Origin of the sequence: Photobacterium sp. GSS17, assembly GCF_028621875.1 — a bacterium.
In the GTDB taxonomy this organism is placed as follows: Bacteria; Pseudomonadota; Gammaproteobacteria; order Enterobacterales; family Vibrionaceae; genus Photobacterium; species Photobacterium ganghwense.
Map to the genome: position 1 here is coordinate 577,252 of NZ_CP117518.1, position 22,370 is coordinate 599,621.

25 protein-coding genes and 1 tRNA gene are annotated in these 22,370 nt (G+C 45.1%); 15 read left to right on the top strand and 11 right to left on the bottom strand.

Annotated features, from left to right (window positions below; translation table 11 throughout):
- Positions 1 to 599 precede the first annotated feature (599 nt).
- The gene (locus tag PGW97_RS18995; protein ID WP_273860618.1) at positions 600 to 1,616 is read left to right on the top strand and encodes a manganese-dependent inorganic pyrophosphatase; all 1,017 of its coding nucleotides are present in this window, start codon (positions 600 to 602) and stop codon (positions 1,614 to 1,616) included.
- A gap of 101 nt (positions 1,617 to 1,717) precedes the next feature.
- On the opposite strand, the gene PGW97_RS19000 is transcribed toward PGW97_RS18995, so the two are convergent.
- Together PGW97_RS19000 and PGW97_RS19005 are read right to left on the bottom strand one after the other, a co-directional pair.
- Positions 1,718 to 1,808: transfer RNA gene (locus PGW97_RS19000), tRNA-Ser, on the bottom strand.
- A gap of 808 nt (positions 1,809 to 2,616) precedes the next feature.
- Positions 2,617 to 3,204, bottom strand: coding sequence for a LysE family translocator (locus tag PGW97_RS19005; RefSeq protein WP_273860447.1), 588 nt, complete (start codon positions 3,202 to 3,204; stop codon positions 2,617 to 2,619).
- 114 nt (positions 3,205 to 3,318) lie between these two features.
- Here PGW97_RS19005 and PGW97_RS19010 point away from each other — a divergent pair, with 114 nt between their 5' ends.
- Positions 3,319 to 3,762 carry an Lrp/AsnC family transcriptional regulator gene (locus tag PGW97_RS19010; protein ID WP_273860448.1) on the top strand — a complete coding sequence of 148 codons (444 nt, stop codon included), beginning with the start codon at positions 3,319 to 3,321 and terminating at the stop codon, positions 3,760 to 3,762.
- Between the two features lie 75 nt (positions 3,763 to 3,837).
- Here the strand turns inward: PGW97_RS19010 and PGW97_RS19015 are convergent, their stop codons facing one another.
- From PGW97_RS19015 to PGW97_RS19030, 4 genes are all read right to left on the bottom strand, one after another.
- A complete protein-coding gene (locus PGW97_RS19015; RefSeq protein ID WP_047884513.1) occupies positions 3,838 to 4,587 on the bottom strand; it encodes a DUF2076 domain-containing protein in 750 nt (249 codons plus the stop codon).
- A 353-nt stretch (positions 4,588 to 4,940) separates the two neighbouring features.
- Positions 4,941 to 5,510, bottom strand: a complete 570-nt coding sequence (locus PGW97_RS19020; protein ID WP_047884512.1) for a YceI family protein — start codon at positions 5,508 to 5,510, stop codon at positions 4,941 to 4,943.
- Position 5,511: 1 nt separating this feature from the next.
- Positions 5,512 to 6,045, bottom strand: a complete 534-nt coding sequence (locus PGW97_RS19025; RefSeq protein ID WP_047884511.1) for a cytochrome b — start codon at positions 6,043 to 6,045, stop codon at positions 5,512 to 5,514.
- Positions 6,046 to 6,403: 358 nt separating this feature from the next.
- On the bottom strand, positions 6,404 to 7,108 hold the full coding sequence (locus PGW97_RS19030; RefSeq protein WP_107193834.1) for an HAD family hydrolase: 705 nt from the start codon (positions 7,106 to 7,108) through the stop codon (positions 6,404 to 6,406).
- Positions 7,109 to 7,441: 333 nt separating this feature from the next.
- Here PGW97_RS19030 and PGW97_RS19035 point away from each other — a divergent pair, with 333 nt between their 5' ends.
- On the top strand, positions 7,442 to 7,753 hold the full coding sequence (locus PGW97_RS19035; protein ID WP_273860449.1) for a hypothetical protein: 312 nt from the start codon (positions 7,442 to 7,444) through the stop codon (positions 7,751 to 7,753).
- Positions 7,754 to 7,959: 206 nt separating this feature from the next.
- Here PGW97_RS19035 and PGW97_RS19040 read toward each other — a convergent pair whose 3' ends face one another.
- Positions 7,960 to 8,556, bottom strand: a complete 597-nt coding sequence (locus PGW97_RS19040) for an NADPH-dependent FMN reductase (RefSeq protein ID WP_273860450.1) — start codon at positions 8,554 to 8,556, stop codon at positions 7,960 to 7,962.
- Between the two features lie 9 nt (positions 8,557 to 8,565).
- Positions 8,566 to 9,465, bottom strand: coding sequence for an EamA family transporter (locus tag PGW97_RS19045; protein ID WP_047884508.1), 900 nt, complete (start codon positions 9,463 to 9,465; stop codon positions 8,566 to 8,568).
- A 393-nt stretch (positions 9,466 to 9,858) separates the two neighbouring features.
- On the opposite strand from PGW97_RS19045, the gene PGW97_RS19050 reads away from it, so the two are divergent.
- Positions 9,859 to 10,389 carry a GNAT family N-acetyltransferase gene (locus PGW97_RS19050; RefSeq protein WP_273860451.1) on the top strand — a complete coding sequence of 177 codons (531 nt, stop codon included), beginning with the start codon at positions 9,859 to 9,861 and terminating at the stop codon, positions 10,387 to 10,389.
- A 173-nt stretch (positions 10,390 to 10,562) separates the two neighbouring features.
- On the opposite strand, the gene PGW97_RS19055 is transcribed toward PGW97_RS19050, so the two are convergent.
- Positions 10,563 to 11,150: a TetR/AcrR family transcriptional regulator gene (locus PGW97_RS19055; RefSeq protein WP_273860452.1), complete on the bottom strand. Its 588-nt coding sequence runs from the start codon at positions 11,148 to 11,150 to the stop codon at positions 10,563 to 10,565.
- 130 nt (positions 11,151 to 11,280) lie between these two features.
- On the opposite strand from PGW97_RS19055, the gene PGW97_RS19060 reads away from it, so the two are divergent.
- Positions 11,281 to 12,486 carry an MFS transporter gene (locus tag PGW97_RS19060; RefSeq protein WP_273860453.1) on the top strand — a complete coding sequence of 402 codons (1,206 nt, stop codon included), beginning with the start codon at positions 11,281 to 11,283 and terminating at the stop codon, positions 12,484 to 12,486.
- Positions 12,487 to 12,656: 170 nt separating this feature from the next.
- Here PGW97_RS19060 and PGW97_RS19065 read toward each other — a convergent pair whose 3' ends face one another.
- Positions 12,657 to 13,235, bottom strand: coding sequence for a TetR/AcrR family transcriptional regulator (locus PGW97_RS19065; protein WP_047884505.1), 579 nt, complete (start codon positions 13,233 to 13,235; stop codon positions 12,657 to 12,659).
- 268 nt (positions 13,236 to 13,503) lie between these two features.
- Between PGW97_RS19065 and PGW97_RS19070 the strand changes: the two genes are divergently transcribed.
- Positions 13,504 to 14,034 carry an HPP family protein gene (locus tag PGW97_RS19070; RefSeq protein ID WP_273860454.1) on the top strand — a complete coding sequence of 177 codons (531 nt, stop codon included), beginning with the start codon at positions 13,504 to 13,506 and terminating at the stop codon, positions 14,032 to 14,034.
- 167 nt (positions 14,035 to 14,201) lie between these two features.
- Here the strand turns inward: PGW97_RS19070 and PGW97_RS19075 are convergent, their stop codons facing one another.
- On the bottom strand, positions 14,202 to 14,777 hold the full coding sequence (locus PGW97_RS19075; protein WP_217392892.1) for a TetR/AcrR family transcriptional regulator: 576 nt from the start codon (positions 14,775 to 14,777) through the stop codon (positions 14,202 to 14,204).
- Positions 14,778 to 14,884: 107 nt separating this feature from the next.
- On the opposite strand from PGW97_RS19075, the gene PGW97_RS19080 reads away from it, so the two are divergent.
- The 9 genes from PGW97_RS19080 to PGW97_RS19120 all read left to right on the top strand — a co-directional run bounded on the left by PGW97_RS19080 (position 14,885) and on the right by PGW97_RS19120 (position 22,304).
- A complete protein-coding gene (locus PGW97_RS19080; RefSeq protein WP_047884502.1) occupies positions 14,885 to 15,496 on the top strand; it encodes a glutathione S-transferase in 612 nt (203 codons plus the stop codon).
- Between the two features lie 11 nt (positions 15,497 to 15,507).
- A complete protein-coding gene (locus PGW97_RS19085; protein ID WP_273860455.1) occupies positions 15,508 to 16,176 on the top strand; it encodes a glutathione S-transferase family protein in 669 nt (222 codons plus the stop codon).
- 292 nt (positions 16,177 to 16,468) lie between these two features.
- Positions 16,469 to 17,038 carry a pyridoxamine 5'-phosphate oxidase family protein gene (locus PGW97_RS19090; protein ID WP_047884500.1) on the top strand — a complete coding sequence of 190 codons (570 nt, stop codon included), beginning with the start codon at positions 16,469 to 16,471 and terminating at the stop codon, positions 17,036 to 17,038.
- A 30-nt stretch (positions 17,039 to 17,068) separates the two neighbouring features.
- The gene (locus PGW97_RS25210) at positions 17,069 to 17,743 is read left to right on the top strand and encodes an AAA family ATPase (RefSeq protein ID WP_273860456.1); all 675 of its coding nucleotides are present in this window, start codon (positions 17,069 to 17,071) and stop codon (positions 17,741 to 17,743) included.
- Positions 17,744 to 18,065: 322 nt separating this feature from the next.
- Positions 18,066 to 19,307 carry an NRAMP family divalent metal transporter gene (locus PGW97_RS19100; protein ID WP_273860457.1) on the top strand — a complete coding sequence of 414 codons (1,242 nt, stop codon included), beginning with the start codon at positions 18,066 to 18,068 and terminating at the stop codon, positions 19,305 to 19,307.
- Positions 19,308 to 19,486: 179 nt separating this feature from the next.
- Complete coding sequence (locus PGW97_RS19105) at positions 19,487 to 19,954, top strand: OsmC family protein (RefSeq protein WP_047884497.1); 468 nt, start codon at positions 19,487 to 19,489, stop codon at positions 19,952 to 19,954.
- Positions 19,955 to 19,977: 23 nt separating this feature from the next.
- Positions 19,978 to 20,397 (top strand): GNAT family N-acetyltransferase, encoded by a 420-nt coding sequence (locus PGW97_RS19110; RefSeq protein WP_273860458.1) that lies wholly within the window; start codon positions 19,978 to 19,980, stop codon positions 20,395 to 20,397.
- A 718-nt stretch (positions 20,398 to 21,115) separates the two neighbouring features.
- Positions 21,116 to 21,490 (top strand): GreA/GreB family elongation factor, encoded by a 375-nt coding sequence (locus tag PGW97_RS19115; protein WP_273860459.1) that lies wholly within the window; start codon positions 21,116 to 21,118, stop codon positions 21,488 to 21,490.
- 430 nt (positions 21,491 to 21,920) lie between these two features.
- Positions 21,921 to 22,304 (top strand): VOC family protein, encoded by a 384-nt coding sequence (locus tag PGW97_RS19120; protein WP_047884494.1) that lies wholly within the window; start codon positions 21,921 to 21,923, stop codon positions 22,302 to 22,304.
- Positions 22,305 to 22,370: the final 66 nt, after the last annotated feature.

Below are 22,370 nucleotides of genomic sequence, written 5' to 3' on the forward strand. Positions count from 1 at the left end.
TGGCTGTCCACATAAGGTTGAGCAACCTTTGCAAGCCTGCTGTTGGTGTCAGCAGACATCGCCTGGCTCGGATGCTTATCGTTACTTGGGGCATGGCTACATCCAAACATAAACAAAGATGTCGCTAAAAATAAGTTTAATTGTAGTCTGCGGCAGGGCACCAAGGAAAAGTCCCGGGTTGTTTTCGACCGAAGAAAAGCAGGGATCAATGGCATAGACAAGTGTCATTTTGCTCTGAATACCAACAGTGTATGCAGCTGAGGGTTTGTTTTCAATTGCTTGCTTTGAGCTTTAGCTGTTATTGGGATTCGGAAAAAGGGAAAGTGGTGTTTTAAAGCGAACATTGGCGTATGCAATTACACCTTCGTCAGAACAGCTGCATTGACGCTGCAACCTAATCGCAAAAAGGTGAACATTGACACATTTGTAAATCATTAAACGTCATGATTTTTAAGGAAAACATCTTAACTGTGTTGTTTGTCGAAAAAAGCAAAATCGCTTACAAAGATAAGGTGAATTCATTTTCAGGAGACACTAAATTGCGTTTTGCAGGCAGCAAACTGTACTGCAAATTATCTCGATTTATTGTAAGGACAAAAATGAAACGCTCACTACTCGGTTTGACCCTTTTGGCTTCGTTTAATTGCGTTGCAGAAGGCGCATTGGATTTACATACCCTGTCTAATAACAATACAGATAACCTGGTGTGGGTAGGACATCTTAGTCCTGATACCGACAGTGTTGCGTCAGCAATTATGGCGGCACACCTCTATGGTGGCGTTCCTGCGATCACTGAAAATCCTAACCCGGAAAGTCAGTTTGTACTGAATTATTGTGGAATTGATGCTCCACAGGTAAAAACGGATTTTTCCTCATACCAAATAGGTTTGCTGGACTTTAATCAGTCAACGCAATTAGCCGCCTCTATTCAGCCGGAATCAATCACAGCGATTATTGACCATCATGCATTGGGAAGTTCCCCGATTCGTTTACCGCAAATTGTGAGTATGGATATTCGGGCGTGGGGGTCGACCGCGACGATCCTGACTGAAAGTGCAGAAAGGTTAAAAGTCGATATCCCGAAAGCAATAGCATGTGTGGGACTTGGGGCCATTCTTTCTGATACCGTAGTTTTTCAGTCGTCAACCACAACGGACTATGACAAACGTTATGCCGACAAATTGGCAAAAATTGCAGGTATTAAGGATATTCAGGAATTTGGCCAACAAATGTTGGTGGCGAAGTCGGATCTCAGTCATTTCTCTGCTGAAAGTATTTTGACGATGGACTACAAAAATTTCGAATTCGGCGGGAAGAAGGTGGGCATTGGCGTTGCAGAAACGCTGACAGCTCAGCAGTTAATTGACAGAAAAGCAGAATTTCTTACAGCAATGACATCTTTCAAAAAAGAACAGGGGCTCGATTATCTGTTCTTTTCAATCACAGATACGAAAAACAAGCGCGCCAATATTCTTTGGGTAGACAGTCAGGATAAAAAAGTGTTGGCGGACGCTTTCGGTACTGCTATCAAAGGAGACATTCTGGTTATGGATGGCGTGACGTCCCGCAAGCGTCAAATCGGTCCTGCCATTCAGAAATCCATTGAGGCACAATAACCCACTCTTGTATTCGTTGAATAACAAGTGAATCATACTGCTCTTCTGGTTTGAATGCGTATTACGAAAAAGCCCCAGCATAATTGCTGGGGCTTTGAATGTGGCGGAGAGATAGGGATTTGAACCCTAGATACGCTATTAACGTATGCCGGTTTTCAAGACCGGTGCTTTCAACCACTCAGCCATCTCTCCGTAGATCGCGAATATTACCCAGACTAGCATGTGCAGTAAAGCAATAATGTAGAAAACGCAACCATTCACTCAAAAAGTAATCAGGTTTAGTGCTTTTTAGTCTGCGAAATCCCGTTCAGGTGTCATTAAAATGCTTTGCTTACAAAATTAATTTTGTTGCATGGGTGTTAAAGATTGACATGCATCACAATTATTGAATGTGAATATTGTGATGACTAGTGGCATTAAATATGAATTTAATCAGGTATTCGTTGATGGTTGCAGGAAAATATTCGGATGAAAGGTCTTTATTTGGATGTTGTTAATTTCACAGAGTAGTGAGATTAGTGTTCCTTTTACTCTGTACTCTTCACATCACTGTGAAGTTGCGTATATTGGTTCAGGAGCCCAACAACACTGTGGTTTTGGAAGTTAGCCTTCCTGTAGTTGTTCCAGAGAAGTACCCATAATTCGTTGTGGGCATAGATTTAGTCCGAGGTAAGTAAATATTAACAAGGAGTAAATATTATGGCTAAACGCGTCTCTAACAAACGTATCCGTGAAATTCTGGATGAAGCAAAATCCAAGAAGTGACTATTTCATGCTGACTCGTCTTTGCTGAAGATAATCTTCTAAATATAATGTTTAGATAGCTTTTAATATAAATCTTCAAAAATACAGCTTTTTAACAGATGGCTTTTCAGTATTACATCTAAAGCAGTGTATACATGCAAAGAAAAGTAGTAACGTCAACAAAGTAACGAAAGCCTCCATGTCGGAGGCTTTTTGATTTAAGCAATTCTGTCATTTAGTGCATCGTTGGTGCGGGTCAAATCACCTGTACCAGAGAGCCCAGTAGTAGGGCCGCCATTCCGTAGTTAAACCAGCGTAGTTTGTTTTCTTCATTAAGGACTGATTGCATTTTCTGTCCGGCATAGGTCCACATACTGACCGCGGGCACGTTAACGAAGGCATAGGCTGCAGCAATGATTGCAATGCCTTGCCAGTTTTGTGACAGATTGAAAACACTCACTGTAGATAATGCCATTGACCATCCTTTGGGATTGAGCCATTGAAAACCAGCTGCTGACAAAAATGTCATAGGTTGGTAATCTGATGCTTGCGAGGCGCTTGGCTTACTTTTCGCAATGGCGTAGGCAAGATATACCAGATAAACGGAGCAAGCGATTTTCAGTATATCTTGTAACACGGGATAGGCTTCAAAAAAGCCAACCAGCCCGATCCCCACTAGAATGACCATGAAACTAAAACCGAAAATAATGCCTAACATGTGTGGAATCGTGCGCATGAAGCCGATGTTGGCACCAGAGGTCATGAGCATGATGTTATTCGGTCCCGGTGTTGCGCAGGAAACAAAGGCAAAAGTGGCAAGTGCTGCAAGCTGTTGATATTCCATGGTTATTATCTTCCCGTTCAAGTGTTTTTCTATGCTTGAATATTAATTTAAATCTCATTAAATTATCTGTCTGAATGTGCTTGAAACTGAAATAATTCACAATTAAGTTGTGCTATGGATAGATTTGACGAAAGAATATTGCGTGAGCTAAAAGCCAATGGTCGACTCTCGAATGTTGACCTCGCCCAGCGGGTGGGTTTATCACCATCGGCAACATTAAGACGGGTACAGGAACTGGAAAAAAAAGGAGTCATCAGCGGATACCGAGCTGTACTCGACAGAAACAAGCTGGGAGTAGGGTTTGTGGCCTATGTGTCAATTGGGTTGTCAGATCACAGCCGCAAGTCTCAGCGTGATTTTGAACTGCAGGTTATGGATTCAGAGGAAGTTGTGGAATGTCATAATATAACAGGCAGTAGTGAGTACCTGATACGGGTTGAAACTGCGGATCTGGCGTCTTATAAGCGCTTTCATTCCGAAAAGCTCGGTGAAATACCACAGGTTAACACCATTACGACCATGGTGGTGATGGATACGCCGAAAGATGAACGAGGATAAAAGGCACCCACTGGTGCCTTTTTATCTTTAATGCCTAGTATGCAGGGCGGCCTAGATCTAAGTCTGTGGCCTTATTTACACGTCTTCGTCGAAGCCGAAATCGTCTCCGCCTAGAAAGCTATCTTCGCCAAAGCCGCCTTCACCAAAGTTATCACCACCAAATCGGGTTGGATCCGCGCTGGCAAAACTGTCGTCGAAACCGGCGCTGCCGAAACCACTTTCTTCAAATCCGGCGTTTCCGAAACCTGTGCTGCCATCGGTGTAATCTGATGCGAAGCTTGAGCTGTCATCCAGGAAACCACCAGTGTTTTCCTGTGCGGCATCAGTGGATGCTGTTTCAGTGACAGAATCAGCTGTTGCGGTATCGGCTGCCGCAGCATCTGCCGATGCCGTGTCCGCAGCTGCAGTTTCTGCTGCTGGGTCATCATTGCCAAACAGGGCATTGCTGATCATGTGTCCTGCAACCATACCAACGGCTACGCTGGCAGCAGTCTGCATGAAGCTGCCGAAGGCACTTGGTTGATGAACAGGGCGAGGTGGCATCGGCTCAGGGCGGCTGCCCCCCATCATTTTACTCAGTGCACCACGATTAGCTTCCGTTTTATGGTGCTCAACGCACTGCTCCAGGTAGTCGTTCTTTTGCTTGAGCTCTTTAAGCGCCATCTCCTGAACCAGTACAGCCTGAGTTAGTTTGTAAATGGCATCTTCCTGTGAAGCAATTTCATTGCTGATCAGGCTTTCAGCATCAGCATCTTTGTTCTTTTTCGGGCTTTGCTTCAGTTTGTTGGCAACATTTAAGATGAGCTCTTTTTCTTGTGGAGTCATGGTTTACCTTCTCTAAATATGTACGGATTGCACTTGAAGTAGCACTTTAGTTAATATTTGGATTTCTGACCACCATCGTAGCCGAGGGTTCCTATTTAAATCTGTAACTATACGTAACTGAGTGATAATGGGGTGAAAATTAAACGGTATGGTGGAGGAGTGAACCAGAAGTTCAGGGCGGACTGTTCCGTTAGCGTTTGGCATTTGCAAAAGCTCACAGCCAGACTTATTGGGTAAGAGGCAAAACAGTTCAATGGCTACCTGGCGAAAGCCGAAAATGGAATAAAAAATCCGGCCTTAGCCGGATTTTTAAAGCTTTACAGAAGTGACTGCAAGTCATGATTTCGTCAGTATTACTGGCGAATACCTTCAACATGCAGTTCAAGGTCAGCATAGCTGGATGTACCCATTACCTGAATACCGAAATCTTTCAATTCAATACGGGTTGAGCCTGTGAAACCGGCACGGTAGCCGCCCCACGGGTCTTCACCTGCACCAACAAATTTAGCATCAATTTCCAGAGGTTTTGTCTGGCCATGCAGTGTCAGATCACCATAAATGGTCATTTCACCATCTGCTTTAGGCTCAACTTTTGTTGATGTGAAAGTCGCGGTACCGTATTTGCTAACGTCAAGAAAATCACCACTGCGAACGTGCTTATCACGTTCAGCGTGGTTACTGTCAAAACTTGAAGTATCAACATTGACTGTTACTTTGGATGCAGCCAGGTCTTGCGGGTCATAGCTAAATGAGCCGTCGAATTTATTAAAACGTGCTTTAATGAAGCTGTAACCCAGGTGGCTAACTTTCAGGTTGATTGAAGCGTGCGCGCCTTTAGTATCAATCACGTAGTCAGCGGCGTTGGCAATAGTTGGTACAGAGGCTGCCGCCATTAAGCCCAAAGCAATCAAATGTTTCTTCATATTATTTAACTCCCAACATTTTTTTCAATGTATTGTCCTTGTTGATGAAATGGTGCTTTAACGCAGCCAAAGCATGGATTACTGCGAGTCCTATCAGGCCATATGCCAGGTATTCGTGGATTTCGCCTGCAATGTCAGACTGATCTGGAAACAGTTCGCCCATCGCGGGTACAGAAAACCAATTAAAAACGTCAATAGCTCGCCCGTCTTCAGTCGAAATCAGATACCCAGACATAAAAATGCCAAACATCATCAGGTAAAGCAGAAAATGGGCGATTTTAGCGCTCACTATTTCCCAGCGTGCACCTTCGATTACGGGTGATTTTGCTAATAATTTCCACAACAAACGAAAAACCGTGACAATTGCCAGACAGATACCGACTGACTTATGCCAGAACGGTGCGGTTTGATACCATTTTGAGTAGTAATTCAGATCTACCATCCAGAAGCCTACTGCAAAGAGCCCAATGACAACGATTGCCGTCAGCCAATGGATAATGACCGTTAATGGGTCGTAAACTTGTTTTTGTTTCATGACCGGCACACTCATCACTATGAATGATTACTATTTTAGATTGTCTGAAAAAGAATATAAGGTGTCGTAGTTGAACAACAACATCGAATAATTTGAATGAACCTTTTCCATTTGATGCCTAAGTTAGCGATATGACGGTAAAAAAGACAAATTTTCTGATCGGTTTGACGGAAAAGTATTTGTTTCAGAATGAGATAGAAGTCTCATTGAAAATGGTGTGAGAAAAAATGAGCCGTACCTGCAATGCAGTTACGGCTCTGGATATGGTTTTTGGCGTGGCCCCGGAAATCTCTGTTTCAAGGTGCACTTTTTGCATGGAGACCGTTTTTTTTGCGCGGAATGTTCTTCTCAATCCGCATTAACGCAAAATGTTATTTTCGTGGCGCCAGTCCATGATGGTCCACTCATTCATTTGTGCATGGAGCGCCAGTGCCGGATCCGGATTTACCGCGAAAGGACGGTCTACCGCATCCAGCATAGGTAAATCATTAATGGAGTCACTGTAGCCATAACTGCCCTTAAATTGGGTGTCCTGCTCATCCAGCCAAGCTTTCATCCTTATCACCTTTCCATGTTGATAGGTCAGAGTCCCTGAGGTCTTTCCGGTTAAAATACCGTTGATATGTTCAAGTTTTATGGCAATGGCATCGTCTGCGCCAATCATGGCAGCAATGGGTTTGACCAGGTGTTCGCCAGTTGCTGAGATGATCAGCACTTTATCTCCCCGCTTTTTGTGCCATTGAATGCGTTCAATGGCATCATCATATAAGGCCGGCTTGATTTTTTTCTCGATGAAGTCGTCAACCAAGGCATTGAGAGCCTGGTAGTCCATGCCCGCGATTGGCTTTAAGGTGGCTGCCATATAAGCATCCATATCCATTTCACCTTTTGCGTAGGCTTTCATCATTTCCTGCTCTTCCTCAAGCAGTGAAGCGGGAGCGATACCTTGCTCAACCAGGTAAGCAATCCACAAGCTGGCGGAATCAGCGGCGATGAGGGTTTCATCGAGGTCAAACACAGCGAGGTAAGGATTGGCTTTTGCTGTAGGAATACTGGAGATCAACGTCTGTTCCTATTTTATTGTGAGTACTAATATTCAGTTTCTACTGGCATCCGCTCAGTTTGCAACAAGCCTATGCAAGATGTGTGACACTTATGTTGCGACAAGATGTACTTTTTAAGTCGGCAGGAGAAAGTCAAAATCAGGGCAGGGTGAGGGCGTGCTAACCTCCCGATACCTCATTCTTTGTATTTGCATAAACCTGATAAGTGGAGTTGGATCTTTGTTCCATTTCTGCCTATAGATTTAATAAATCAACAATATATCTATCTACTTATATGCCTTTCTACGCGCAGGCATGCATTGTTTTACTATTAGGAACAAGGAGCGCGGACAATGAAAAAGACACTGCTGATATTGACCGCTAACCATCTGCTCTTTGTGTTGTTTCTGGTTTTATACAAATTTCTCTGGTTACATACCCAAGGAGAAAATGTTGCTGAGGTGAGTGATTCCTCGGCTTCACTGCTGATAAGTGTCTATGGTATGTCATTGTTTCCATTGCAATTACTGGTGGAACTGGTTTTTGTACTGCGCCTTGCTTATTTAGTCATCATTAATAGTGCTCAGTTTGATCATTTCTATGCTTGGTCAGCATGTCTCGCCAGTGGCGGACTGGTGTGCTGGTTTACTTTGGTCCCTCAGTAACTCTCTGTGGTAACGCTATTTCACCTGTATTCTTTGAGGGCTGCGCACGGATGCTCAGAGCAGCAGAAAAACAAGGCACAATTCGAGAAAGAGTACTTGAATAAAAGCGTGCACTTTTGTTAAAGAGAGATACCGACAGTTTAGTATCAGATGGTCACTGTAGCAGCGATCATTGTAGCAACGATCGCTGAATTAATGATGGCTGGTTACATTCCGTATGGGAATTTTTCTGATAAACCATCAAGGGAGCGACGTACATCTTTCAGGGCCTGAGCGTAGGCATTCAACTGGTGTAAGGTGTAGCTACAGCGTTCCGCAAAATGATGATCGCTGCATTGGAGATCCTGCGTAATTAACGCTTCCGACTGTCTGAAGATAAGGTGATCAGGAATGAAGCAGGCGTGATTGTTTTTCGAACCCGTCATACGCAATTCCGAGATGGGATACACGCCATTGATACTGGCAGACACACTGGTCAATAACACCGGCTTGTGTCCCAGCTCTTTATCTGTACAAAGTAACAGGAAATTTTTCACGACGGGTGTCGCCATACCATGCCACTCAGGAGTGATGAGAATTACTGCATCGGCTGCTTGGAGTGTCTGAGCCACTGGCTGCCAGCCGTTCCACTCCTCGGAGCCTGACCAAAATCCTTCATTCCAGAAAGGCAGTGCCAGATCATGTAGATCCAGAACATCTGCGCGTGTAAAGCCTTGCTTCAGGCTCTGAGTTTTTAAGTAATTTGCCACATGCAGGCTCTGAGATGCTTCGCGCTGACTGCCAGAGATAATTAATACATTCATGGTATTGTCCTATTTTGATAGCTGAGTCGTTAAAGTGGTTGTGGTTGCTGCCTGAGGTCGGGGCAGGGAGAAATACAGTGCAATGACAATGCTGAACGCGCCGAGTAACTGGTATTGAGACAATGTTTCACCCAGGATAAAGAACCCCAACAGACAGGCAGAAACAGGACTAAGGAAACCAATGAAAGATGTGGTGACTGTCGGCAGCTTTTCGATGCCTCGGAACCAGATCATGTAGCTGAATACAGCGCCGATTAATGCCAGGTAGCTGTAACCCAAGACATTATTCACTGTCAGACTTGATGGGAGCCCTTCCAGTAACAACGTCAGAGGCAGCAGGAACAAACCACCGAAAGTGAGCTGCCAGCCGGTAAAACTGAGCAGTGACAGTCCATCCGGACGCCCCCAGTATTTGGTCAGCACAATACCGCCAGCCATACAGATTGAGCCTGCAACTCCGGCCAGAATGCCTTGCCAACTGATTCCTGCACTGGCATTGAGAACCAGCATAGCGACGCCTGTGATACCAAACACCGCGGCCAGCGCATGGTGAAAACTGAGTCTGGTTTTAAGCAGCATGACGCTGAAGAACATCACAATCAATGGCTGGCATGACATGACCAGAGCGGCAATTCCTCCCGGCAAATAATACGCAGCGACAAAGAGAAAATAGAAGAAAGCGCCAATATTCAGGATGCCGAGTATGGCCACTCGTACCCACCATCCACGGCGGGGAGCCGTCCGGCACAAGGCTAACAGAATCAATCCGGCAGGTAGAGCCCGCAGTGTTGAAGCCAGTAGGGGCATATCCGGCGGCAACAGTTCCGTCGTTACAATGTAGGTACTGCCCCAAACCATCGGTGCAAGTGCTGTAATCAGCAAATTTAAGAGTAATGTGTGCTTGGCCATGACTTCTCCTTGATGACGCACTTGTTGAGTGCGAACAGTTAACTGAGTGCGAGCAGTTAAATTGTTGCCAGCGATCTGCTAGGCAGTTAATCGCGATGTCCTGACTGGGTTAACGTGAATATGATGATTAAAAGTATCTCTCATTAGAGATACTTTTAATCTAGCGGGTTGGTTTGTTATGGTCAAGTATCTTTTGTTAAAGATAGTTAAGGGATAATTCACAGAAGTAAGGTGTTAAATAGGCGCTGGAGGTTATGGATTTGTCTGGTAAGATGATTTTTATATTCAAATCAATGCATTTCGGTGTTTGTTTTGATGTTTGTGTAATGATGCAGGCTTTGATTTTGCATCAACGAGGAAGGAAAGAAACAAAACGTTACGGAGGCCGGAGTGGTGGAAAATCATCGAATAAGACTTGAATTACCCAATATGTGTCATGTTGAATCCATGTATGAGGCGTTCGAAGAGAGTCGGGAAGTACTGGGGCGGTTTATGCCGTGGCCACATGTTGTGTCATCTTTAGATGATATTGCTGAGAACATGCAGCAAGCGATCACAAACAGAGAAAAGTTTGAAGGTGAGTTGCGTTACACCCTAATTTGCAAAGAGACCGAGCGTGTATTGGGGGGGTTAGGGTTAACGATCCTGGATAAAACCGTGCCTTCGTTTGAAATCGGATACTGGTTACGAAACTCAGCTGTAGGTAAAGGTTACATGACAGAAGCGGTTAAGCTGGTGGAGCATTATGCATTTGAAACGTTAAATGCCAACCGTATTCAGATTTGTATGGCAGATAAAAATCTAAAAAGTCGCGCTATCGCAGAACGTTGCGGTTACAACCATGAAGCGACATTACTCAATGCCCGTCGGTTACCCAACGGAGAACTGGGTAATACCCTCATTTATTGTAAATTGCCGGCATAGCTCCTGCGTAGTTCCAGCATAGTTCCCGCATTGTCCCAGAATTATCTCTGCATAACACTGATTGTTGTACGAGAGGCGATTGACACTCCGTGAAGAACGGTTCACGGAGTTAGTCAGCCAGCATCAGGCTCATTTCTGTCACTGGGAAAGCAGATCTTTAAGCAATTAACTCTTCAAGCAAGCAGTCCTTCAAGAAATAGGTTTGTGCTCTCAATAGCTTGGTGCAATGCTGCATCGGGCTGGTCATGTCTGGATATCCAGAGAGCAGACTCCATCAATCCACCGTTTATAAATCGGGCCAGAAGTTCCGGGTCGCTTTCTTTAATAATGGCTAGATCCATTAAAGTACGCAGTCTGTCGGATATGGCGCTGATGCAATTGAGCCTGATGCTGTGTAATTGTTCTGCATCTAAAACAGAATACGCATCGCGCAGCACTATCCGCTGAATTTCAGGTTCGGTCGCCATGGCCAGATAAGCATGACAACGAGCCAGAAAGGCGTTCCATGGTGATTGAATCTCTGAGGCGATGGCCGCTAGTCGCTCATCCATTTCCGCATCAACTTGTTGTAATACGGCAAAAAATAACCCTTTCTTATCACCAAAATGATGGTAAAGAGCACCGCGTGTCAGTCCTGCCTGTGCGGTTAGATCATCCATCACCGTCTCAAAAAAGCCAGCATTCGCAAAGTGCTGGCGAGCTGTGTTTAACAGTTTTAACCGTGTTTCTTCCATCATTTCGGCACGGGTTCGGCGTGTCATCATGCAGTCCTTTTTGAACAAATGTCGGGTATTAAAATATTTGACATACGCTGTGTATGTCAAATATTTTAATATACGCTGCGTATGTGAATGCAGCAAATTTCGATAAATGGATTTTTAAGGAGAAAATATGGCCAATCCATACCGATTATTGTTTAAAAAGCCGGGGACTGTGGCTTTCACTTTGGCAGGGTTAGTGGCAAGAATGCCAATTTCGATGGTGGGCATTGGAATCATTACAATGGTGGCCCAACTGCGCGATTCTTATTGGTTAGCAGGTGCGTTAGCCGCGACCTTTACGCTCACAATGGCATTTGCGGCTCCACAAATTTCGCGGGCAGTGGATCGTTTGGGGCAATCTACAGTATTACCTTATGTCACTGTCGTTAGTGTACTGGCAATGTGGTTGTTATTACTTTCAGTCAGGATGGACGTGCCGGACTGGATTTTATTTGTTCTGGCATCCTTAGCCGGATTAATGCCAAGTATGCCTGCGATGGTTAGAGCTCGCTGGACGGAAATTTTACGGGATACACCGGATTTGCATACCGCGTATTCGCTTGAATCAGTACTGGATGAGGTCTGTTTTATTCTTGGCCCGCCGCTGGCCGTAGGATTAAGTGTAATCGTCGCACCGGAAGCGGGTCCTTTGGTTGCGAGCCTGCTTCTTGCCGTTGGAGTGACGGCGTTTGTCATGCAGAAGAAAACCGAACCAAAAGTTACGCCTGAATCAATCGATGACAGCCCGCCACTATTAACATCATTTGCATTTATCACACTTATTCTGGTGTTGATTGCTCTAGGGACAATTGTTGGTTCTATTGATGTCATCAGCGTGGCCTTTGCGGAGCAGCAAGGACAGCAAGTCGCGGCAAGTTTTGTACTTTCTGTTTATGCCATTGGCTCATGCCTGGCGGGGCTGGCTTTTGGTGCAATGAAGCCACAGCGAACTTTGAATCATCAGTTGGCCATCGCGGCAACGGCAACAGCGTTAACAACCTTACCATTGATGTATGTCAGTAATTTATGGATGCTGGCTGGCGTACTTTTCCTGTCAGGAATCTTTTTCGCACCAACCATGATTATTGTGATGGGGATAGTCGAAAAAATGGTGCCTCAAACCAAGCTCACCGAAGGGTTAACCTGGATGATTACCGGTTTGAGTATTGGCGTTGCGACGGGAGCGGCTTTAGGTGGCTGGTTTATTGATCAGCACGGTATATCTTCCGGTTTTCTGCTGGCTGTCTTTTCCGGTATTTTGGTCTTTTTGCTGGCGATTTTGTATCAGTTTACTGGCAGGAATCGAGCCGTTGCGACAGTCTCACAGAAGTTTTAATTTTCTTTTCGCTGCTTATAAGTTTAGGAACTCATACTCTTAGGAGCTTAGCCTCTTAGGGGATCAGAACGACAAAACGCCAGTTGAGAGTACTGGTTTTATCTAACCAAGTTAGGGGCTTGGCGCTAACTTGGTTTTTTCAATCATGCGTAAATAAAAAGCGCGTTTAATCATTTCACGGATTGACGAAGCAGGCTGTTCATCGTTTTCCGGTATGACGATTCATAAGAAGTACTGTCTCCAAATTCTGCTCGCACTATCATTCCCTCAAGGAATGTCAGCAATATTTCGGCATGCTCATGGACCCAGTGGGTGAGATCTTCTTGATCATTACGATCATTTAGCGCTAGCACCAGAGATTGCATTAATGTTTTCAACCACGCTTTATGGGCAAGTGCGTGCTCAGCAATTGCCTGATCATGGCCTTTGAACTCCGCCAGGGCATGCATGAACATACAGCCTTTAAAGTCGGAAGCGTGAAACCACGAAAAATGCCAGTCCAATAAGGCATCAAGTTTACTAAACGGTTCTGGCTGTGCATCTGTCACCGCTTGCAGTTCTTCCTCAAAGCGCTGATGGCGGCGAATTAAGACGGCTTCAATGAGTTTGTTTTTCGAACCGAAGTGGCGGTACATCGATGTCTTCGATACGGCGGCTTTATCCCGAATCAAATCTACGCCAACGGCGGTATATCCTAATTCGTTATACAGCGCTTCAGCGATATTCAGGATGTGATCTTTCTTACTCACGGCTCATCCTCCTCAGGCGTTCCGAAATAATTTAACGCCTATCATAAAAGATTCTTGCGCTCAGGTGTACAGATCTGTATTCTTTTTGTTGTGTACAGATCTGTACACCCGTGAGGTTACACTACTCAGGGGTGGAAAGCGCTGTACGGTTCGTCTTTAAGCCATGTGGATGACACGAAATACGTTTACAAATGTTTCGCGATACAAGCTTTGATTAAAGCTGCCAGAAGAGCTTCAAAAATTTGGCTCGATAAATTCTCAGGAGATGATGATGAAAAAGCTAAAAGGAGGCGGATCGTTGCCGCCAAAACCAAGTAATGTTCAGCTACTAAAAGGCCTGATAGGTGGGTTTCTGGGCATATTAACCTTGGGATTACTCACACAAACGACGGGAAGTGTATGGCTGATGGCACCTTTCGGTGCAACCTGCGTCATATTGTTTGCCGTGCCTGACTCCCCGCTGGCGCAGCCGAGAAATGTGATTGGTGGCCATTTTGTTACTGCGGCAGTCGGGTTGGTTGCGTTGTACGCTTTCGGGGATTCGATGCTGGTAATGGCACTTGCTGTGGGTGTCGCCATTATGCTGATGCAATATTTCAGGGTGGTGCATCCGCCGGCGGGCGCAAACCCATTAGCTGTGATTCTTGCTGGTCAGCAAGCCGTCGGTTTTGATTTTCTGATCACACCAGTGCTGGTGGGTAGTGTGATGCTGGTGCTAATCGCGTCCTTTGTTAATAATCTTGGCAAAGAAAACCGCTGGCCGGTTTACTGGCATGGTGTTTCCAGGCAGAAGAGCTAATTGTTTGGATAAACCAGCAAGCCAGTTTGTTGGCTTGCTGGTCAATCAGGAAATAGCCAGAGGCGTGATATCGAAAGGGCTGCCCCCTCAGTAGAGAGGCGGTGCAGTCAACAAAAGATCTGCGCAGTTAACAGATGAGCTGCACAATTTATCGCGCAATAAAGAGATTAACTGCGAAGCAATGTCAGCAGACAATTCAGTGCGGTATCCAGGTCGTCATAACGTTTACTTTTTCCCAGAACTCGCATCCCCTGCATGTGATTTAAAATCAGACGAGCCAGATCCTCTGCAGGCAGAGACGATTTTATTTCATTGCTTTGCTGTGCATTTAGTATTGCATGCGTGATCACAAGCAATAACTGGTCAAACAACGCGTTGCCTTTTGTCAGCACGTGCTGATCTTCACCAGCATGTTCAACCAGCGCATTTTGCATAAAGCATCCGCTTGTGTTTTGCCGTTGAATAGCCGCAAACCTTTTCAGAAAAGATTCCAGCTCCGGCATTGAAGATGTTTCCTTTGTTAATTCAGACAATGAAGGAAAAGAAATTTTATTGAGGTAGGCATCCAATGCTTCGTAGTACAACTGCTGCTTATCGCCAAATGCATTGTAAAGACTGAAGCGATTGATATTCAGTGCATCCACCAAATCTGAAATCGCGGTATTGGCATAACCTTTCTGCCAGAAAAGCGCCATCGCTTCCATCAACTTTTCATCCCTGTCGAAATTCGCTTTTCTTGCCATCGCACACCTACTCTGAAACAGCTTGTAATTTATTCTTGACCGAACGTTCTGAAACTGTCTAAAGTATAACCTAAACGATCGGTTAGAAAAAGCATAAGGACCAGCAAATGAAGATTTATGAAACGGCCATGACACCGAGCTGTAAGCGTGTCTCAATTTTTTTGAAAGAACTTGGGGTTGAGGTGGACCGAATCGCGTTGAATGTCAGAGAAGGGGATAACCTGCAGCCTGCGTTCAGCTCCAAAAGCGTGAATGGCAAAGTACCGTTGCTGGAATTGGATGACGGAACAACAATTTGTGAGAGTGTGGCAATCTGCCGGTATTTTGATGAAGCGGTGGAGAATGACCTGGCGCTTTTTGGTCGTACGGCTGTGGAAAAAGCCAAAGTAGAGATGTGGCACAGAGTTGTTGAGTTTCAGGGGCTTTACGCTGCTTTTCAGGCGTTTAGGAACATCACTGCTATTTACAGTGACCGGGAAAACTGTGTTGCCGAGTGGGGGCAGGAATCCAAAGAGCGTGTTGGTGCGTTTTTACCGCTACTGGATAAGCAATTGGCAGAAAGTCCTTATGTGGTTTCTGACCGCTTCACAATTGTTGATATTACGGCCTTTATTTTTGTGAACTTCGCAATCAACGGACTGGCGTTTAGCGTGCTCGAGCAATACCCAAATATTGCCCGCTGGTTTGAAACGGTAGCAGCACGTCCCGCGTTTCAGTAACAGGTACTGATATGATTGAACTTTATACAGCGGCAACGCCGAACGGGCACAAAATTTCTATCGCACTGGAAGAAATGGGGCTCGACTATACTGTGCATGCTCTGGATTTGTCGACAAATGTGCAAAAAGAGCCTGCCTTTACTGCCATCAATCCCAATGGTCGTATTCCGGCGATTATCGACAAAAGCAATGACGATTTTGTTGTGTTTGAGTCTGGGGCTATTTTGCTGTACCTCGCCGAGAAAACCGGTAAGTTTCTGCCTAAAGACGAAAAAGCACGCTCTCAGGTTATTCAGTGGCTGATGTTTCAGATGGGAGGTGTAGGCCCTATGATGGGTCAGGCGAATGTCTTTTATCGCTACTTTCCAGAAAAAATTCAGCCAGCTATCGACCGATACCAGAAGGAAGGCCGGCGTTTGTTTGAAGTGATGAACGGACAGCTGGCTAAGCATCGCTATCTTGCCGGGGAGGACTATACCATTGCGGATATGGCGACCTGGCCATGGGTTCGAATCTATGACTGGAGCGGGATTGACATTGAAGGGTTGGATCACCTTCAACGCTGGATGAACGAATTGGCTGAGCGTCCGGCGTGTATTAAAGGCATTAACACTCCGCCGTCAGAAGATATTGATCCGGAAGAAAAAGCAAAACAGATTAGTAAAATGGTGACCAAGTAATTGGTGACTTGGTCGGCGTGACTAAACAATTGTCAGAGTCTGCAAAAGCGAACCCCAGGGTTCGCTTTTATTTTATATGGCGCATAAGAATGAGACATCACTCTGATTTTGAGTGTTTGCTGCTGAGATTGATGGAATGTTTACGAAAGGCATGCAGCATGTTGATAAACTAAATACATCACTTAAGGGAGAGAGTGAGTGTTTTCCAGCGTATGTGGTTGCCCTCTGTGAAAAGCATAAAATCCACTCTTGGCATGCGAGTCGAATCGAAAGGACGTTAAGGAAGTACTGTATGGGAAAACTTTATTCAGAACTGACAGACAAACAGATTGATTTCATTGAACAGCAGAAAATATTTTTTGTCGGGACGGCGGCAGAAACTGGTACTGTAAATATTTCGCCCAAAGGCGGAGATTCGCTGCGTGTACTTGATGAAAATACTATCGCCTGGCTCAACCATACCGGAAGTGGCAATGAATCGGCTGCGCATGTGCTGCGTAACCCCCGCATGACCATTATGTTCTGTGCTTTTGAAGGAGAGCCTTTGATTTTGAGGGCTTACGGGCAGGCGCGGGTAGTCCATGCCAGCGACGGTGCCTGGTCGAGTTTGTTGGATTTGTTCCCGCCCAGTGTCGCGGCGCGGCAAGTGTATGTGCTGGACATTGAAAAAGTACAATCGTCTTGCGGAATGTCTGTGCCTTATTACGACTATCAGGGCGATCGGCAGGAATTAAACAACTGGTTTGAACGAACCGGTGAAGCCGGTATCAAGGATTACTGGGTTAAAAAAAATCAGCAGAGTATCGACGGATTTGACACTGAGATTGTCGAGCGTGCCGGTTTGCAAAGCCCGAAGGAATAGCGGTAATTCACTCCACATAGGACAGATTCTTTGCGTGCTCCCATTCTGTTTATATTCTCGGGGTTGCCTGCGACAGGCAAAACGACGCTTGCTAAGATGTTGGCTCAGCATTGTCAGGCTACCTATTTGCGGATAGATACTATTGAGCAAGGCTTACGCGACCTTTGTCATTTTCAGGTCGAAGGTGAAGGGTATCGGCTCAGTTACCGTATTGCCAGAGACAACCTGTTGCTCGGGAATTCGGTTGTTGCCGATTCCTGCAATCCTATCTGGTTGACTCGAAAAGAGTGGCAGCAGGTAGCGCTTGATGCCGATGAAGAACGGACCTTTTGGGCAACATCGGCTCCTAAAGACAGTACATCGCCTGAAATCGAAACGGAAACCGATATGCAAGTCGCTTTCGGTGCACGAATGGCTGACGGGGATGAGGACGAAGCCCGAATATCCTTTGTCGATATCGAAATTTGCTGTTCCGACAAGGGCGAACATCGTCGCCGAGTGGAACAACGGGTTGGTGAGCGTATCCATTGGATCGATAATCTCTCCTTACCGGATTGGGAGCAAATTCAGAACCGGGAATACCATCCCTGGTCAGGAGAGGTCATTCGTATCGACACCAGCCATCGGACTGAGGAAGAAGCATTTCAGAGCTTATTGGCTGCTTTAGCTCAGCATGGATTGGAGCTTGCGAAAGACGTTAAATGATTTGGTTAAGAGAGCCATACCTTAAAGCTATCTCTCGAAGCTATACCTCAGCCACACCTCCAAAGTTATACCTCCAAAGCTCAAACAGGGCTCTCCAATCTGCGTTTTGGTCAGGCCGGGATACAGGGACAATACGCATGAACATTTTTGTCTGACAAAAATGAATAAATTTATCATTAAGACTGGACAACCGTTTGCGTAATCGATATCATCCGGCTCCGAAAAACAAAGTCGGTCAGCGGACCACCTTTATTGCACAACTGATTCTGTCAGTTGTCTTTCTTTTTTTCTAAAAGAGGGAGACACAAAAAGGATCAGAATCATGTCATCAGTCACACCATCGGTTGAATCTTCAGCCCAGTCAGTCAATCAGTCAACCAGCTGGCAGACCAAAGCCATTCTCAGCGTAGCGTTTCTCATGGCAACCACCTCTGTGGGGCCGGGATTCCTGACGCAAACTGCCGTGTTTACCAACATGTATCAGATTGACATGGCATTTCCTGTGTTTGCTTCCATGTTCATCACTTTTGGTATTGTCATGAACCTGTGGCGCATTGTCGGCGTGTCCGGCCTGCGGATTCAGGACATCGCCAACCGCGTCGCGCCGGGGCTGGGTTACCCGATTGGTATCCTGTTGGCTTTGGGTGCCGTTGCCTTTAACTTTGGTAATGTCAGCGGCTCGGCTCTGGGTATTCAGGTACTGACGGGAGTGGATACCGGATTGGGAGCGCTGTTTACCGGTATTATCGGCAGCCTGCTGTTTGTTATCCATAATGCGTCAAAACGAATGGATCAAATGGCTCGTTACCTTGGGTTATTCATGATTGTGCTGATTGCCTATGTTGCGATGACCAGTCTGCCGCCGCTGATGCCAACAGCAATTGCTGCGGTAGCCCCTTCTGATTACGGTAACCTGTTGCTGCCGACACTGACCATTGTTGGTGGCGCTGTGGGCGGTTATTACACGGGGGCACAACGTCTGGTTGATATCGGCCTGAAAGGCGAAGCCAATGTAGCAGACATTAAACGTGCTGCATGGGCGGGCATTTCTATCGCAGTGGTCATCCGTATTCTGCTGTTCATGGCGATTCTTGGTGTGCTGGTAACCGGCGTTACTCTAGACGCGAAAAATCCGGCTGCTGATGCATTCCGTCACGGAGCTGGCGAGGTGGGTTATTTCATTTTCGGTCTGGTGCTCTTTGTTGCCTCTATCACCTCTGTGGTGGGTAACTCTTACATGGCTATCTCATTGGTGAAAACCCTGTTTCCGGCCATTGCCCGCAATGAGAAAGCCTGGTGTGTCGGTTTTATTCTGGTAACCAGCCTAGGCACGGTGTTTATGAACATGCCGATTTTGCTGTTAATGCTGGCGGGTCTGGTGAACAGTCTTATTCTGCCGATTGTGTTGGCGATAGTACTGGTAGCAACGAAACGTAAAGATATCGTTGGCGATTACCGTCACCCAATGTGGCTGACCCTGATGGGAAGTGCGATTGTATTGGTCATGGGCGCTGCCAGTGCGACCAACATCAGTAACTTCATCGGCAAATTCTTCGGCGCGTAAAGTTAAAGCGCTTGTTTAAATAAATGTAAAGGCACGCCATCAACGGTGTGCCTTTTTTGTTTCTGTTGAGTAAAATCTGAAAATTATGATAGGGTTAGCGGGCCTTAGACCTGTGATTTCGTGTCTCTGCTCGGTATTTCAGGATAAACGAACAATCAACGCATTAACGGAGAGCCAGGATGGCAGAATATACGGCGGAAGTGAAATGGACACGCGGCAAGGATGAAGCCTTCAGCGACAATAAATACAGTCGCGGCCATACCTGGTCGTTTGATGGCGGTGTCACTGTGCCTGCGTCATCCTCCCCCCATGTTGTACCGCTACCTTACTCTGTGGAAGCCAATGTGGATCCCGAAGAAGCGCTGGTGGCCGCATTATCAAGCTGCCATATGCTGGTGTTCTTATCAATTGCTGCCAAGCGGAATTATGTGGTCGAGTCTTATGTCGATAATGCTGTTGGTATCATGGAAGATGATGAAAACGGTCGGACCTTTGTCTCGAAAGTGACTTTACGACCCAAAATCACATTTTCCGGGGAACGTCAGCCAACGGTTGAGCAACTGGAAAAACTCCATCATATTTCACACGAAAACTGCTTTATTGCTAATTCCGTGAAAACGGAAGTGACAACAGAAATTTTGGTTTGAACCAAGGTTGATCCGGCGGAAACATGAATCTTGAAATTACAGAAACACTTTCGGCAGCGGAAGAATACGTGGCGCTTAGGGTGACAGCCGGGCTGTCAGCCAAATCCCTGGAAGCGGCAAAAATTGGGCTACCCAACTCACTGTACATGGTGTGTATTCGTGATAACACCAAACTGGTAGGAATGGGGCGTGTCGTTGGGGGCGGCGCATGCAATTTTGAAATTGTCGATGTCGCGGTTGACCCTGCATATCAGGGGCAGGGGCTTGGCAAACAAGTAATGCATCATATCGACCGTTATTTACAGCGCACAGTGCTGGAAGGCTCGTATGTTTCGATGATTGCTGACGAACCCTCATTCTATGAAAAACTAGGGTATCGGTTGACCGCTCCCCGAAGCGAGGGAATGACCAAAAAATTTTTACCTCAGTCTCCTCACACCTGATAGCCATCTTCTCGCACCGGTACTTTTGCGTATAAAAGAGCTTAGTGTCAGTGCTGATCTGTTTGGTTCGTATCCGTTGGCTGCGACAAAATAAACCGGGAGTGCCACCACTTCCTGTTTTTCTGACTCTTTAAACTATTTCTACACTCATTTATCTCATGCACGCTTACTTTTTGCCATTTTATGCCATTCTTTTCCCCGCAGTCTTTGTTGATTAAGAAGGGACGAATTTTCTTTTTATCTATGACTACACAGTTTTTGACGCATGATGTTTAGTTGTCAGAGATGCTTTTTTGTGAACCAACATCCGTTGAAAATAAAATTCATTAATTTCACCGATATCTTAATATTAATTTTTATAATTGATGTTTTACTAGTGTTTATCTGATTTTATGATGAATTTTGAATATAAAATCTATTGGGCGAATACTATTTTAGTACATTTGGAATATTATGAAGCAATTAGTTACAATCGTTTTTTCGTCTAAATGTGTTAATGATATTGAACTTTAATCTCACAATTATTTATTTTAATGGTTGTTAATGCTGCTTTGTGTTTATTTAAAGTCCTTGCTACTTAATGAGGTTTATCTCTGGTTGATTTATATTTTTTATTTGATAGAGTCAAAGCATTAAATACGATTTATAGCAGATAAAAATAAAGTTGATATTTTCGTAAGGTACTAAATAGTAGTTTATGGATAATTAAGAGGAAATAGTGCTTAAAATAATTCAGCTTGTTGCTGCATTATTGCAACGTTTTATTTTAACCAGTGATGTGGTGACTTATCAGTCCCCTCTGTTTTTACAAAATCTTCTGGAAAAACATGAAAAAAATAAGCTGTCACCTTGCCGGAGAAAAATCGCGGTTGGTGACAGAATCAGTTTTTTAAACTTAGTCACTAACGAATACTCTCATGTCATCCTGGTTTCATCACAACACAGTGAACCGGAACATGGTTTGATATCAGCGTATTCGTACTTAGGAGGAATGTTACTCGGGCTTTCGCAAAGCGATCAGTTTGAGATCTATGTGTGGGGCAGAGTGCATCGGTTTGAAGTTACTACCGTCATGCCGAAAAAAACCATTTAAGAACTTGTATAAGCTTTTTAACAAGACCATTTTGGTAAGGAGTTAAAATGAGTAAAAAAGATTTGAAAAAACCGCAGTTAAGTTTAAAAGAGAAACGTAAAGCAAAACAGGAGAAAGCCGCTGAAAACACTGTCGAAAAACAACGTAAAAGCCGTAAAAAGTAATTATAAATACGTATTTTCATCACATAGCCAGTATGATTTCATACTGGCTTTTTATTATTTATTCCGTAATGAACGGTTAAGCACTGAACAACGCGGAAATGATAGCTGTGTTGAAAATGATATATTGATAAGACGATCATAAACTTTTCACTGATTTAGCGTTATTATTCACCCGTCTTAAAGACAGCCTTATTAAGCAAGTGTTAAGCATGTAAGAACTGTAATAAGGTGAAAATATTATTAATCTAGTGAAACAGGAGAGCGTCATGTTCAGCCACGTTTTTGTTGGTAGCAATGACCTGGAAAAATCAAAGCACTTTTACGACGCTATTTTTGGCGCATTGGGCTACCGTTCAGGAGTCAGTGTCGGCGATGAGCGTTATGTGTATTCGAATGACAAAGGTTTCTTTGCCATTACTCGCCCGATTGATGGCCAGCCAGCAACGTCAGCGAATGGTAGCACCATTGGTTTCTATGCCAAGACGCAGGAAGCTGTAGACAACTGGCATGCTGCCGGTGTCGAGAATGGCGGCATGTCTATTGAAGAGCCACCAGGCGTGCGTGATACCCCATTTGGCGCAATTTATCTGGCTTACCTCCGTGATCCGGACGGTAATAAGCTTTGTGCCATGTACCGTGTTCAGGCCTGAACCTCGGTAGACAACAGCGTTAAACCTTCAATAAGTGGCAACATGTAGGCATTAGAAGCTGGTATC

Excerpts from the sequence above, each read along its gene's own strand:
- PGW97_RS19080 (WP_047884502.1), top strand. The coding sequence starts at position 14,885 with ATGAAGATTTATGAAACGGCCATGACACCGAGCTGTAAGCGTGTCTCA.
- PGW97_RS19045 (WP_047884508.1), bottom strand. The coding sequence starts at position 9,465 with ATGGCCAAGCACACATTACTCTTAAATTTGCTGATTACAGCACTTGCA.
- PGW97_RS19075 (WP_217392892.1), bottom strand. The coding sequence starts at position 14,777 with ATGGCAAGAAAAGCGAATTTCGACAGGGATGAAAAGTTGATGGAAGCG.
- PGW97_RS19060 (WP_273860453.1), top strand. The coding sequence starts at position 11,281 with ATGGCCAATCCATACCGATTATTGTTTAAAAAGCCGGGGACTGTGGCT.
- PGW97_RS19035 (WP_273860449.1), top strand. The coding sequence starts at position 7,442 with ATGAAAAAGACACTGCTGATATTGACCGCTAACCATCTGCTCTTTGTG.
- PGW97_RS19110 (WP_273860458.1), top strand. The coding sequence starts at position 19,978 with ATGAATCTTGAAATTACAGAAACACTTTCGGCAGCGGAAGAATACGTG.
- PGW97_RS19070 (WP_273860454.1), top strand. The coding sequence starts at position 13,504 with ATGATGAAAAAGCTAAAAGGAGGCGGATCGTTGCCGCCAAAACCAAGT.
- PGW97_RS19085 (WP_273860455.1), top strand. The coding sequence starts at position 15,508 with ATGATTGAACTTTATACAGCGGCAACGCCGAACGGGCACAAAATTTCT.
- PGW97_RS19005 (WP_273860447.1), bottom strand. The coding sequence starts at position 3,204 with ATGGAATATCAACAGCTTGCAGCACTTGCCACTTTTGCCTTTGTTTCC.
- PGW97_RS18995 (WP_273860618.1), top strand. The coding sequence starts at position 600 with ATGAAACGCTCACTACTCGGTTTGACCCTTTTGGCTTCGTTTAATTGC.
- PGW97_RS19020 (WP_047884512.1), bottom strand. The coding sequence starts at position 5,510 with ATGAAGAAACATTTGATTGCTTTGGGCTTAATGGCGGCAGCCTCTGTA.
- PGW97_RS19100 (WP_273860457.1), top strand. The coding sequence starts at position 18,066 with ATGTCATCAGTCACACCATCGGTTGAATCTTCAGCCCAGTCAGTCAAT.
- PGW97_RS19010 (WP_273860448.1), top strand. The coding sequence starts at position 3,319 with ATGGATAGATTTGACGAAAGAATATTGCGTGAGCTAAAAGCCAATGGT.
- PGW97_RS19025 (WP_047884511.1), bottom strand. The coding sequence starts at position 6,045 with ATGAAACAAAAACAAGTTTACGACCCATTAACGGTCATTATCCATTGG.
- PGW97_RS19055 (WP_273860452.1), bottom strand. The coding sequence starts at position 11,150 with ATGACACGCCGAACCCGTGCCGAAATGATGGAAGAAACACGGTTAAAA.
- PGW97_RS19120 (WP_047884494.1), top strand. The coding sequence starts at position 21,921 with ATGTTCAGCCACGTTTTTGTTGGTAGCAATGACCTGGAAAAATCAAAG.
- PGW97_RS19105 (WP_047884497.1), top strand. The coding sequence starts at position 19,487 with ATGGCAGAATATACGGCGGAAGTGAAATGGACACGCGGCAAGGATGAA.
- PGW97_RS19040 (WP_273860450.1), bottom strand. The coding sequence starts at position 8,556 with ATGAATGTATTAATTATCTCTGGCAGTCAGCGCGAAGCATCTCAGAGC.
- PGW97_RS19015 (WP_047884513.1), bottom strand. The coding sequence starts at position 4,587 with ATGACTCCACAAGAAAAAGAGCTCATCTTAAATGTTGCCAACAAACTG.
- PGW97_RS19090 (WP_047884500.1), top strand. The coding sequence starts at position 16,469 with ATGGGAAAACTTTATTCAGAACTGACAGACAAACAGATTGATTTCATT.